This is a genomic window from Pseudoxanthomonas mexicana, from assembly GCF_001556105.1.
Taxonomy (GTDB): domain Bacteria; phylum Pseudomonadota; class Gammaproteobacteria; order Xanthomonadales; family Xanthomonadaceae; genus Pseudoxanthomonas_A; species Pseudoxanthomonas_A mexicana_A.
This window is the reverse complement of record NZ_LSIF01000033.1, coordinates 1-11,788: the sequence shown is the minus strand read 5'-3', so window position 1 is coordinate 11,788 and position 11,788 is coordinate 1. Positions and strand designations below refer to the sequence as shown.

Annotated in this window: 12 protein-coding genes; 8 read left to right on the top strand and 4 right to left on the bottom strand. The window is 67.3% G+C overall.

Annotated elements, in window-relative coordinates; translation table 11 throughout:
- The first annotated feature begins 113 nt into the window (after positions 1-113).
- The 3 genes from AX730_RS18795 to AX730_RS05555 are packed head-to-tail and all read left to right on the top strand — an operon-like array spanning position 114 to position 3,932.
- The gene (locus AX730_RS18795) at positions 114-536 is read left to right on the top strand and encodes a hypothetical protein (RefSeq protein WP_157074114.1); all 423 of its coding nucleotides are present in this window, start codon (positions 114-116) and stop codon (positions 534-536) included.
- A gap of 19 nt (positions 537-555) precedes the next feature.
- Positions 556-3,210: a sensor histidine kinase gene (locus AX730_RS05560; RefSeq protein ID WP_062353197.1), complete on the top strand. Its 2,655-nt coding sequence runs from the start codon at positions 556-558 to the stop codon at positions 3,208-3,210.
- Entirely contained in the window at positions 3,207-3,932 is a 726-nt protein-coding gene (locus tag AX730_RS05555) for a response regulator (protein WP_062353195.1), read from the top strand. Before AX730_RS05560 ends, AX730_RS05555 begins: the two co-directional genes overlap by 4 nt.
- 32 nt (positions 3,933-3,964) lie before the next feature.
- On the opposite strand, the gene AX730_RS05550 is transcribed toward AX730_RS05555, so the two are convergent.
- Positions 3,965-5,422, bottom strand: a complete 1,458-nt coding sequence (locus AX730_RS05550; protein ID WP_198147038.1) for an FG-GAP repeat domain-containing protein — start codon at positions 5,420-5,422, stop codon at positions 3,965-3,967.
- 360 nt (positions 5,423-5,782) lie between these two features.
- On the opposite strand from AX730_RS05550, the gene dusA reads away from it, so the two are divergent.
- A complete protein-coding gene (dusA, locus tag AX730_RS05545) occupies positions 5,783-6,781 on the top strand; it encodes a tRNA dihydrouridine(20/20a) synthase DusA (RefSeq protein ID WP_062353204.1) in 999 nt (332 codons plus the stop codon).
- A gap of 2 nt (positions 6,782-6,783) precedes the next feature.
- Entirely contained in the window at positions 6,784-7,707 is a 924-nt protein-coding gene (locus AX730_RS05540; protein ID WP_062353189.1) for an arginine deiminase-related protein, read from the top strand.
- A 168-nt stretch (positions 7,708-7,875) separates the two neighbouring features.
- On the opposite strand, the gene AX730_RS19465 is transcribed toward AX730_RS05540, so the two are convergent.
- A complete protein-coding gene (locus AX730_RS19465) occupies positions 7,876-8,010 on the bottom strand; it encodes a hypothetical protein (RefSeq protein WP_269746986.1) in 135 nt (44 codons plus the stop codon).
- A gap of 9 nt (positions 8,011-8,019) precedes the next feature.
- On the opposite strand from AX730_RS19465, the gene AX730_RS05535 reads away from it, so the two are divergent.
- The 3 genes from AX730_RS05535 to AX730_RS05525 all read left to right on the top strand — a co-directional run bounded on the left by AX730_RS05535 (position 8,020) and on the right by AX730_RS05525 (position 10,504).
- Positions 8,020-8,256 (top strand): hypothetical protein, encoded by a 237-nt coding sequence (locus AX730_RS05535; protein WP_232310185.1) that lies wholly within the window; start codon positions 8,020-8,022, stop codon positions 8,254-8,256.
- Positions 8,257-8,334: 78 nt separating this feature from the next.
- Entirely contained in the window at positions 8,335-9,021 is a 687-nt protein-coding gene (locus tag AX730_RS05530; RefSeq protein WP_055937106.1) for a response regulator transcription factor, read from the top strand.
- 28 nt (positions 9,022-9,049) lie between these two features.
- A complete protein-coding gene (locus tag AX730_RS05525) occupies positions 9,050-10,504 on the top strand; it encodes an ATP-binding protein (protein ID WP_083537744.1) in 1,455 nt (484 codons plus the stop codon).
- Positions 10,505-10,506: 2 nt separating this feature from the next.
- Here AX730_RS05525 and AX730_RS05520 read toward each other — a convergent pair whose 3' ends face one another.
- A complete protein-coding gene (locus AX730_RS05520) occupies positions 10,507-11,256 on the bottom strand; it encodes a M90 family metallopeptidase (protein ID WP_062353183.1) in 750 nt (249 codons plus the stop codon).
- A gap of 30 nt (positions 11,257-11,286) precedes the next feature.
- Complete coding sequence (locus AX730_RS05515; RefSeq protein WP_062353180.1) at positions 11,287-11,607, bottom strand: hypothetical protein; 321 nt, start codon at positions 11,605-11,607, stop codon at positions 11,287-11,289.
- Positions 11,608-11,788: the final 181 nt, after the last annotated feature.

The following is an 11,788-nucleotide window of genomic DNA, read 5'->3' as shown; positions in this document are numbered from 1 at the left end:
CCCCTCACCCCAGCCCTCTCCCCCGCACACGGGGGAGAGGGGCAGAAAGCGGGTTTTCTCCAGCGTGTGAGGGAAGAGTTTCCCGACTTCGCTATCAAGGACTGTCAGTCCGGATGACCAACGAACCCACCTCGCTGCCGAACCAGAATGGGGCGCGATCGAAGCAAATTGCCTCGTGCGCAACGCTCAAAGGTGCGCCGTCGAAGCAGATTTCCTCGCGATCGAGGCTCGAAGGTGAGACGACAAGGCAAAACGCCTCGTGCGCAAGGCTCGAAGGTGAGATGACAAGGCTTTTTACTTCGACGTCGAGCCAGAAAGGTGCGTGCGCAAGGCTTTCAGGTGAGACGACAAGGCACATCAGCCTTGCAGCCGAACCAGAAAGGGTTGCCGTCGATGCTAGTTGCTTCGCGCACGAGGCTTTTTGCCTCGCCGTCGAAGCGATTTTCCTTGATGACGCCGTTCCGACCCCCGCGCCCGCCACGTGGCGGCGCCGCAGCGCGTCACGGAAGGCCGCCCACCCGCTCGACGTGACATGACAACAGGCAGAATAGTGCGATGAGCGACCCTCGCGACCCTCGCGATCGTCAGGCCGATGCCCTGATCGACCACCTGCAACGCGAGCAGGGCGGGCGGCTGACCATCTTCCTGGGCGCGGCGCCTGGGGTGGGCAAGACCTACACCATGCTGTCGCGGGCGCGCGAGCTGCGCCGGCAGGGCAGGGACGTTGTCGTCGGCATCGTCGAGACGCACGGGCGCGGCGAGACGGCGGCGCTGACCGAGGGGCTGGAGATCCTGCCGCGCCACCGCGTGGCCTACCTGGGCCGCTGGCTGGACGAGATGGACCTGGACGCCCTGCTCGCGCGTCGCCCGCAGATCGCGCTGGTCGACGAACTGGCCCACCGCAACGCCCCTGGCAGCCGGCACGAACGGCGCTGGCAGGATGTGATCGAACTGCTCGACGCCGGCATCGACGTCCACACCACGATCAACATCCAGCACCTGGAAAGCCTCAACGACGTCGTCCACCGCATCACCGGCGTGCGCGTCAGCGAAACGGTGCCCGACATCGTGTTCGACCGCCTGCGCGACATCGTGCTGGTCGACCTGCCGCCGCGCGAGCTGATCGAGCGCCTGCACCAAGGCAAGGTCTACCTGCCAGAGCAGGCGTCGCAGGCGCTGCAGGCGTTCTTCTCGCCGTCGAACCTGATCGCGCTGCGCGAGTTGGCCATGCAGACCGCCGCCGACCGCGTCGACAGCGACCTGCGCGAAGACCAGGCCGCGCGCGGCCTGCCGGGCATGCCGCTGCGGCGTCGCGTACTGGTGGCGATCGACGGCCTGGGCACGTCGGAGTACCTGGTGCGTGCCGCGCGGCGCATCGCCGAACGCCGCGACGCGCCGTGGAGCGTGGTGACCGTGCAGGCCGACAAGGTGGACGACGCGCGCCAGCGCGAGATCGACCAGGCGTTCGCACTGGCGCGGCGGCTGGGCGCGGACACGGAGGTGCTGCGCGGCGCGCGCATCGCCGATGCATTGCTCGATCATGCCGCGCAGAATGGCGCGTCCACGCTGGTGCTTGGGCGCACGCGCGAACGGCCGGTGGCGCGCATGTTCAACCGCACGCTGACGCAGCAGATCCTGCAGCGCGGCGCGCACTACGAACTGGTCATCATCAGCACGCCGGAAGCCCGGGCGCGCGCGCGCCGCGGCACCGCCGATGCACGCGGCTGGTGGTCGAGCAGCGATGCCGGGTTCGCCGCGTTGGCCTCGCTGCTGGCGGTGGGCATGGCCTGGCTGGCCGAACGCTGGCTGGGGCTGGAAGACGTGTCGATGGTGTTCATCGTCGCGGTGGTGCTGGTGGCGGCACGCACGCGGATGGCGGCGGCGGTGGTCGTGGCGCTGTTGAGTTTCCTGGCCTACAACTTCTTCTTCATCGAGCCGCGCTTCACCTTCGCCATCGGCGCGCGCCAGGGCGTGGCGACGGTGCTGCTGTTCCTGGTCGCCGCGCTGGTCGCGGGGCGACTGGCTTCGCGCCTGCGCATGCAGGTGGTGGCGCTGCGCGCGGCCAACACGCACGCCACCGCCCTGCAGGCGCTGGGCCGCGAACTGGCGGTCGCTGCGGATCTGGGACAGGTGCTGGTCGCCGGTCGCAAGGCGCTGGCGCGTGCGCTGTCGGCGGAGCCGTGGCTGCGCGTGCAGGGCCGCGAGGAACCGGCGGATGCGGTGCTGCCCGAGATCGACCGTGCCGCCGCCGACTGGGCACAGCAGCACGGGCAGGCCACCGGCCGCCATACCGACACGCTGGCCGGTGCGGCGCGCTGGTTCCTGCCGCTGCAGGGCGACCGCGGCACGCTGGGCGTGCTGGGCCTGCGCTTCGACGATGGCGCGGCGCGGCTGCTGCCGGAGCAGCGCCGGCTGGCCGAGGCGATGGCCGAGGACATCGCGCAGGCGGTGGTGCGCACGCGCCTGGTCGCCGAACTGGAAGACGCGCGCGTGGGCGGCGAGACCGAACGCCTGCGCTCGGCGCTGCTGTCGTCGGTGTCGCACGACCTGCGCTCGCCGCTGGCCTCGATGATCGGCTCGGCCAGCAGCCTGGCCAGTTACTGGAACGCGATGGGCGAAGACGACCGCCGCAGCCTGCTCGACACCATCCAGCAGGAAGGCGAGCGGTTGGATCGCTACATCCAGAACCTGCTCGACATGACCCGCCTGGGCCACAGCGGACTGACGCTCAATCGCGACTGGATCGGCGTGGACGAGCTGCTCGGTTCGGCCGTGACCCGCCTGCAGCGCTACCAGCCGGAGGTGCGCGTGCAGACCACGGTGGCGGCCGACGTACCGCCGGTGTGGGTGCACCCGGCGCTGATCGAGCAGGCGGTGTTCAACGTGCTGGAGAACGCGGGTAAGTTCTCGCCGCCCGATGAACCCGTACAGGTCGAGGCAAAGCTCGTCGACGGCGCGCTGCGCATCGACGTGCGCGACCGCGGGCCGGGCATCCCGGAAGACGAGCGCAGCCGCATCTTCGACATGTTCTACAGCGTGGAGCGCGGCGACCGCGGCCGCCACGGCACCGGCCTGGGGCTGGCGATCTGCCAGGGCATGGTGGGTGCGCACGGTGGCAGCGTGCAGGCGTTGCCGGGACCGGACGGGCGCGGCACGGTGATCCGGATTACCCTGCCGCTGCTCACGCCCACGCCGCAGGAACCTGCTTGACCTACACCGCGCCACCGCCCGCCGCATCCGCCCCGCCGGCCCGCATCCTGGTGATCGACGACGAGCCGCAGATCCGGCGCTTCCTCGACATCAGCCTGCGCGCGCAGGGCTATGTCGTCGCGCTGGCCGACAGCGGCCGCGCCGGGCTGGCGGAACTGGCCGCGCACGGCGCCGACGTGGTGGTGCTGGACATCGGCCTGCCGGACCTGGACGGCCACGGCGTGCTGCGCGAGCTGCGGCAGTGGTCGCAGGTGCCGGTGATCATGCTGACCGTGCGGGACGGCGAAACCGAGAAGGTCGCCGCGCTGGATGGCGGCGCCAACGATTACGTCACCAAGCCGTTCGGCGTGCAGGAACTGATGGCGCGCATCCGCGGCCTGCTGCGCACGCGCATCGCCGCCAGCGACGCGGCGATGCCGCTGTTCGACGATGGCCACCTGCACGTGGACCTGGGCCGCCGCGAGGTGACGCTGGACGGCGAACCCGTCGCGCTGAGCCGCAAGGAATTCGCCCTGCTCGCCCTGCTGCTGCAACACCCGGGACGCGTGGTCACGCAACCGCAGCTGCTGCGCGAACTGTGGGGGCCGAACCACCAGGACGACACGCATTACCTGCGCATTCTTGTCGGCAAGCTGCGGCAGAAGCTGCAGGATGATGCGACGGCGCCGCGGTACATCGCGACGGAGCCGGGAGTGGGGTTGCGGTTTGTTGGGGTGGGGTGAGGTGAGGGTGTCGCTGCAACCTGAGGGTGCAGCTACGGATTCAGGACCGGTATGTAGGCACGCTTGCGCGGGACATCACGTGTGCCGCGCTGGTCGCGTAGAGGACGCGGGCCTGCGTTCTGTATCGGATCTTCTCCGCCATTGGCGCCCGCACCACTGTTGGGTCGTGTCAGCGGAGATGTCCGGCTCGCAACGCTGGCCACGGAACCCTCCATGGCGATTGGCCGAGAGCAGCAAGCGGCAACGCGTGGTGGTGCGCATCCTTGGCCGTACACGAACACAGGAGATTGACTCCCCCGAGCGATTGCCAGATCCACACATCCGTCATGGTTGAGATCGCCTGCGGCGAAGTAATACATCCGCCCCATGTTCTGGTAGGCATTGATGAGGATTTCCGGCGCCAGGCCCTCACTCGTCTGAAGGTAGTACCCGATGTAGCTCCACCCGGTGTGCGCCTTTGCCAAGTCGGTCAGGCCATCGCGATCGAGGTCTACGGCGATCATGGGGCCTGAACTCGAGTACCGGGCGATTTCGACGCTGGAGGCGAGGTTGCCCTGCGCATCTTGGATATACAGGCGAAGGTTCGCTCCGTTTCTCGCTTCATCCAGCACCAGATCGCCGCGGCCGTCCCCATTGAAGTCGCCAACGACGAGTGATGACGTGTGGTTGGATCCCAGTGGCAGGGAGCGCACCACCGGCGCGGCATACCCACCTGAGGCCAGTGCTGGATAGATCCGGAACTCTTCCAGTGGCCTGTTGAAGATCGTGCCAAGAATCAGATCATCTAGGCCATCTCCCGTGACATCGCCCGTCGTTCGAGCGGCAGCCGAGGGCAATGGCAAGGTCGATACGCGGTCGAAGGCGCCATGGCCGTCGCCGTGAATGACAGTGGCCAACGCATCGCTTGAGTCGACCAGAACGTCGAGGTAGTCATCGCGATCGACGTCTGTCACTACGATGTCGTATGGATCGCCAACCACGGTGGTGTTCGAGGTAAACGTGCCGTCCGCATTCGAGCGCAGTGTCATGACGCCATTGACGGTGGCGGTGATGATATCGCCCGCACCATCGCGGTCGAGGTCGGCGACCAAGAGCTGGTGTGAGAGATTGTTGCCCGAGTCCGCAATCTTGACTGCCGCATCGAGGCGACCGTCGCTGAGCTGGTAGGCGACGTAGATTTCCGTACGGTTGTTTATCGGATTAGGGGCGTGGCGCAGGTACAGGAAGACAAGGTCGTCCCGACCGTCGCCCGAAACGTCGCCCACCGCAAGTGAGTGAGCCTGAGCAGCGGCTGGATCCGAGAGAAACTCTGGGGCAGACATCGAGTAGGACGACCGCTTTAAGGAAAACGACGGAATCGAAGAAAGAGCGGCACCTGTTCGGTTACGCAGGCGCTTGGTGGGTTGTGCTGTTGACCACGCATTGATCCGCGTCCAGAACGGTCGGTGAGCGGAAGTTGACGAGAGGGCGATCTCTTTCTCATCGCTCACAGTTGCCGAGGGTAGAAGGCCCGCCGGAACGTTCGCCCTTGAGTCATAGGGCCGGTGAACGAGATCAGCGAATCCTTGCGACGCCCAAAGCAGACCAGCGCACGTGGCGCCGGCAATGATTACTGCCACTGAACCCCATCGTCTGCTCATGCCCAGCCCCCTGATTACCCCTGGCGGAGTATATCGGCGGGTATGGGTTGGCGGATCAGCGAGATGGGGTTGGCTGAGCCTGCTATGCCCAACATGGGGATAGCCGATGCGTACGTTGTTGGGCTTCACTTCTTTCACCCCAACCTATGAAGGCACAGGCACCGCCTTGCGGGGCGGGGCATGAAAAAGGCCGCACGTTACAATGACGGCATGACGTCCCCCCGCATTCCCCACGACGCCCTGCGCCTGTCGGTCGCCCCGATGATGGACTGGACGGACACGCACTGCCGCGTGTTCCACCGCCTGTTGGCGCCGAACGCGCGCCTGTATACCGAGATGGTGCACGCGCAGGCGGTGATCCATGGCGACCGCGACCGCCTGCTGGGGTTCGACACCGTGGAGCATCCCGTCGCCGTGCAACTCGGCGGCAGCGACCCGGCGCACCTGGCGCAGGCCGCCCGCATCGCGCAGGACTGGGGCTACGACGAGGTGAACCTCAACGTCGGCTGCCCGTCCGACCGCGTGCAGGCCGGTCGCTTCGGTGCCTGCCTGATGAAGGAACCGGCGCTGGTGTCCGAGTGCGTGGCGGCGATGATCGAAGCCGTCGGCATTCCGGTCACCGTGAAGTGCCGCCTCGGCGTGGACGAGCAGGAGGACTACGACCTGTTCCTCGCCTTCATCGACACGGTGGCGGCGACTGGCTGCAACACGTTCTTCGTGCACGCGCGCAAGGCGTGGCTGCAGGGCCTGTCGCCGAAGGAGAACCGCGAGATCCCGCCGCTGCGCTACGACTGGGCCTACCGGCTCAAGCGCGAGCGTCCGGCCCTGACGGTGGCGATCAACGGTGGCATCACCACCACGGCGCAGGTGCACGAGCATCTGCAGCACAGCGATGGCGTGATGATCGGCCGCACCGCGTACCACGAGCCTTACGTGCTGCATGAAATGCAGGTCGCGCTGTTCGGCGGCGAGCTGCGCGCGCGTGCGGAGCTGCTGCGCGCCTGGCGCCCGTATGTGGAAGCGCAGCTGGCCAAGGGCGTGGCCTTGAAGCATCTCACCCGCCACGTGCTGGGCCTGTTCCATGCGCAGACCGGCGGACGCGCGTTCCGCCAGATCCTCAGCGAAGGCGCACACAAGCCTGGCGCGGACTGGTCGCTGGTCGAGCAGGCGCTGGCGGCGACCGTGCGCGAACTGCGGCCGGCGGCCTGAGCATGATCACGCGCGACGTCGCCGCCTTCACCGCGTTCGCTGGCTCGCTGGCGGCGGACTTCGGACCGGCGACCGCTCGTTCGGCTTTTCTGGTGGCGCCGGACGGCTTCATGCGCGCGGAGCAGTCGGCGCAGGACAACCGCTACATGGCCGAGGCCGGCGTCTTCGATACCGGTGCGGCGCTGCGCGAACACCGTGCATTGCATCGCGCCTTGGCGCGGGACGTACCGGTGATCTGTTTCCCTGGCGATGAGGCAACGCCGGATGCCGTGTTTCCGAACAACGTGTTCGCCACCGCGCGCGTGGGCGGCGAAGCGCGCTTGATCGTGGGCCGGATGCGCCACGAGGTGCGTCAGTGGGAAGCAGGGCGGAAGGACATCCGCGGCTTCTTCCGCGACACCCTTGGCTACGCCGAGGTCGACCTTTCCGCCCAGCCGCATCCCTGCGAGCTGACCGGCGCACTGGTCATCGACCGTGCGCGTGGCATCGGCTTCTGCGGCCTGTCGGAGCGCTGCGACGAGGCCGGCGCGGCACGGATGCACGAGGCCTTCGGTCTGCGCGCCACGCTGATGTTCGATCTGGCCCCCGGCGAGTACCACACCAACGTGCTGTTGGCGGTGCTGGCCGGCCGCGCGGCGGCGGTCCATCCCGGCGGGCTGGTGTCGCCGGGGATCGTGCCCGCATTGCAGGCGCTGTATGCCGGCCGTGTGGTCGAGCTGACCGGCACGGAACAGGCGGCGTTCGCCGGCAATGCCATCGCGCTCGTTCCGGGTGTGGTCTGGATGAGTCGGCGTGCGCACGATGCCCTGCGACCAGTCGTGGTGGCGCAGCTGGAAGACGCGGGCTTTGCGGTCCGCAGCGTGCCGCTGGACGCGTTAGAGGCGGGCGGTGGTTCGCTAAGGTGTTGTGTTGCCGAGGTTTTCTGATCGTTCATCTGTCTGAATGCGCGGATCAGGCCTGTGGATAAATTCAGAATCGATTCACTGCCGCGGTCCAAAACTTCGATTCCCTTACAGAGAGACGGTTTCGGGTTTCGTTCAGCTTCGCGAGCCCAGTTCCGTTACGATTCCGTTATGCGTTTTCGTGCTCCGACCCTAGCCGCTGTTGCCCTGGCGGTACTCACTACCCTCGCAGGCGCCCTCGTGGTGCACGCGCAGGATGGTCGTGGCCACGGCGACACACCGCGCTCGCGAGAACACGCAATGCCGCGAAGCGATGATCGAGGCCATCGCAGCTCCATGTCCGACTCCGTGCGTCGCGTGCGCAGCGAATCCGGCAACCAGGTACTGAGCGTCGAGCGCATGCAGTACGACGGGCGTGATGTCACGCGGGTGAAGTACATCGACGATCGTGGCCGCGTGCGCACGCAGGACGACATGGGGCCGCAACGGCGCGACCTCGATTCGCCCGTTCGTCCGCGCCGCGACATCGCGCCGCCACAGCCTCCACGCGGTGATAACCCCCCGCGCCCGTAGTCTTACGTAGAATCACGGCTCAACACGAGCACGTCCCGCGCGGCGACAAACGCCGCGCCGCATTCCCAAGGAGAGTCCATGCGTATCCTGCTGGTCGAAGACGAAGCCCCCCTGCGTGAAACCCTCGCTGCGCGCCTGAAGCGCGAAGGCTTCGCGGTGGACGCGGCCCAGGACGGCGAAGAAGGTCTCTACATGGGCCGCGAAGTGCCGTTCGACGTGGGCATCATCGATCTCGGCCTGCCGAAAATGTCCGGCATGGAGCTGATCAAGGCGCTACGCGACGAGGGGAAGAAGTTCCCGGTGCTGATCCTGACCGCGCGTTCCAGCTGGCAGGACAAGGTCGAGGGCCTGAAGCAGGGCGCTGACGATTACCTGGTCAAGCCCTTCCACGTGGAAGAACTGCTGGCACGCGTCAATGCGCTGCTGCGTCGCGCGGCGGGCTGGAGCAAGCCCACGCTCGAATGTGGTCCGGTCGCGCTGGACTTGGCGGCGCAGACGGTGAGCGTCAACGGCAGCAACGTCGACCTGACCAGCTACGAGTACAAGGTGCTCGAGTACCTGATGATGCACGCGGGCGAACTGGTGTCGAAGGCCGACCTGACCGAGCACATCTACCAGCAGGATTTCGACCGCGATTCGAACGTGCTGGAGGTCTTCATCGGCCGCCTGCGCAAGAAGCTGGATCCGGACGGTGAGTTGAAGCCGATCGAAACCGTGCGCGGCCGCGGCTACCGCTTCGCCATCCCGCGCAGCGGCGAAGGCTGATGCATCGCGCTGGCATCGCCTGCATTTGATGCCTGCGCCACCTTCCCACGCAGCGCCCGCCGATCCCGTCGGCCGTGATCGGTTCGAAGGATGGCGGCCGCGCTCGTTGCGCGCCCGCCAACTGCTGGCCGCGAGCCTCGCGCTGCTCGCCTTCCTCGCGCTGGCCGGGTACGCGCTCGACCGCGCCTTCGTCGACACTGCCGAAGACAATCTGCGGCAGCGCCTGAAGAGCTATGCGCTGTACTACACCGACAAGGTGGAGTTTGGGCGCAACGGCACGCTGATTCCGCCGTACAACACTCCCGATCCACGCTTCGATATGCCCGATAGCGGCATGTACGCGCAGGTCGTCCTGCGAGGCGTGCCGCCGTGGGGGTCCAATTCCACGCTGGGTCCTGACCTGCCGGCACCGAAGATACTGGGGGCACTGGAGGAATCGTTCGAGGGACCGTTGCCGATCCGCCGTGCCGACGGCAGCGACAGCGAGGCCTACCGGTACGGCGTGGGCTATGCGTGGCCGGCGACGCACCAGCACGCGGAGATTCCGTACAGCATCTACATTTTCGAAGATGCCCAGGCATTGAGCGCGCAGATCCGCGTCTTCCGCGGTTCGTTGTGGGTGTATCTCGGCGGTGCTGGCGTGATCCTGTTGCTGCTGCAGATGCTGGTGTTGCGCTGGAGCCTGCGTCCGCTGCGGCGCGTGATCTTCGAACTCAGCCGCGTGCAGCGCGGTGAGTTGTCGGGCATGACCGAAAGCCACCCGCGCGAGTTGGAGCCCCTCACCGACAGCATCAACGCCTTCATCGAGAGCGAGCGCGAGAACCTGGAGCGCCAGCGCAACACGCTGGCCGATCTGGCGCATAGCCTGAAGACGCCGATTGCGGTGTTGCGCACGCAGTTGGACAGCGGCGGCGGCGACCCGCAGGCGTTGCGCGAGGAGCTGGATGTGCAGCTCAAGCGCATGAACAACCTGGTTTCCTACCAGCTGGCGCGCGCGGCGTCGAGCGGCCACAAGTTGTTCTCCGCCGCGGTGGCCATCGAGCCGCATGCGGAAGAGATCGTGCGTGGACTGGAGAAGGTCTATGCCTCGAAAGGCGTGATCTGCGAATTCGAGATCGACCCGCGTGCGCGCTTCCATGGCGAAACCGGCGACCTGCAGGAACTGATGGGCAACCTGCTGGAAAACGCGTTCAAGTGGGCGCGCTCCCGCGTCCTGCTGACGGTGACGGTCGGCGCGACCGCGCCGCAGCGCCGGCCCGGCGTGTTCATCGCGGTCGATGATGACGGGCCGGGTATCGCCGAGAACGATGTCGCCAAGGTCCTGCAGCGCGGCGTGCGCGGCGACGAGCGCGTGCAGGGGCACGGTATCGGCCTGTCCATCGTGCAGGATCTGATCCGCGACTACCGTGGCGAACTGCAGGTGCGACGCTCGGAGGAACTGGGGGGGGCGCGTTTCGAAGTGCGGCTGCCGCCGGGCCTCTGAGGTCAGGCGGCCGTGCCGGCCATCGGTGACGCGCCGTAGAAGCGCCGCAGGTGCGCTGCCACCTCCGGCATCGCGTCAGCCAGCACATCGGGTGCAGAGAAGTGGTACTCGGTGACCACGGCGAAGAATTCTTCCGGCGCCTCCGCTGCATACGGATCGATCGCGGTTTCGCGGCCCAGGTCGACCTGCATGCAGAAGTCGTCATAGGCACGCTGGAAGTCCCGCGCCCATTGACCATGCCACGCATCCGGCAAGGGTGGCGTGCCATCGAGTTCGCCATCCAGCACGTCCAGTTTGTGCGCCATCTCGTGCACGGCCACGCAGAAGCCGGCGTCGGGCTCTGCCATGTCGGCTTGCACGTCGGCCCAGGACAGGATCAGCGGTCCCTGGTCCCAGGCTTCGCCGGCGAGGTCGTCTTCCCACTCATGCAGGACGCCGGCAGCATCGGTATGGGTGCGCTGCACGCGGAAGGCATCCGGATACACGATCAGCTGCGACCACCCGCGCAGGCCTGCTTCGCCGAACTCCAGCAATGGCAGGCAGCACAGGGCCGCGAGTTGCAGCCGCTGCGCGTCATCGAGTGTCAGCCCCGCCAGTGGCGTGATGGCCTTCTCGTGCAGGAAGCGCGCCGTCAGCGTCCGCAGCCGTTCCGTGCGCGCGTCATCAAGCGCCGGCACCCACGGTGTTTCGGCACGTACGTGTCGCCAAAGGCTGTCTTCAACGGATGGGGCAGGGCGCCGCAGGCGACGCAACAGTCCTATCACCGGGTAATGCCGTCCGCGTCAGCGGAACATGCCAGGCAGGAAGCTGTGCCACTTCGAGCCGCGGTTGCGCGGCAGCGGGGTGTCGTCGTCGTCACCGCCACCACGCGTGGTCGATGGCGTCAGCGACGCCGGCACGCCGTACTTGCTGCGCACCGCGGTAGCGCGCGCGCGGCGTGCGTCCGGGGCGCTCGATGCGGCGTCGCCCGGCCGCTCGGCGACCGCACGGTCGGCGACATCCTGGCAGGGAGAAGTGTTGCCGTTGGCGATGCTGCGCCCGTTCTGGGCGAACACGGCTGCCGAGGCAGCGAGAAGCAGCAGGGCAAGGCTGGCGCGAAGCATCGGAGGGACTCCTGTCGGTCGGTTACAGCGGCCAGATGACGCCGCCGACTATAGCCGGATTGCCGGCGGCCGGCGCGGATCGATACGCTCCGTGCGACGAAATGGCGTCCCGTGGCGACGGATCGAGGAAAACCGGCGACGGGCTGTTGCGTCGCAGCAGGCGGGTCGCCCCGCTTCCGGC

Bases quoted from the DNA above. Each gene is read 5' to 3' on its own strand.
- AX730_RS18795 (WP_157074114.1), top strand. From the start codon at position 114: ATGACCAACGAACCCACCTCGCTGCCGAACCAGAATGGGGCGCGATCG.
- AX730_RS05560 (WP_062353197.1), top strand. From the start codon at position 556: ATGAGCGACCCTCGCGACCCTCGCGATCGTCAGGCCGATGCCCTGATC.
- dusA (WP_062353204.1), top strand. From the start codon at position 5,783: ATGACGTCCCCCCGCATTCCCCACGACGCCCTGCGCCTGTCGGTCGCC.
- AX730_RS05540 (WP_062353189.1), top strand. From the start codon at position 6,784: ATGATCACGCGCGACGTCGCCGCCTTCACCGCGTTCGCTGGCTCGCTG.
- AX730_RS19465 (WP_269746986.1), bottom strand. From the start codon at position 8,010: ATGGCCTCGATCATCGCTTCGCGGCATTGCGTGTTCTCGCGAGCGCGG.
- AX730_RS05535 (WP_232310185.1), top strand. From the start codon at position 8,020: ATGTCCGACTCCGTGCGTCGCGTGCGCAGCGAATCCGGCAACCAGGTA.
- AX730_RS05530 (WP_055937106.1), top strand. From the start codon at position 8,335: ATGCGTATCCTGCTGGTCGAAGACGAAGCCCCCCTGCGTGAAACCCTC.
- AX730_RS05525 (WP_083537744.1), top strand. From the start codon at position 9,050: ATGCCTGCGCCACCTTCCCACGCAGCGCCCGCCGATCCCGTCGGCCGT.
- AX730_RS05515 (WP_062353180.1), bottom strand. From the start codon at position 11,607: ATGCTTCGCGCCAGCCTTGCCCTGCTGCTTCTCGCTGCCTCGGCAGCC.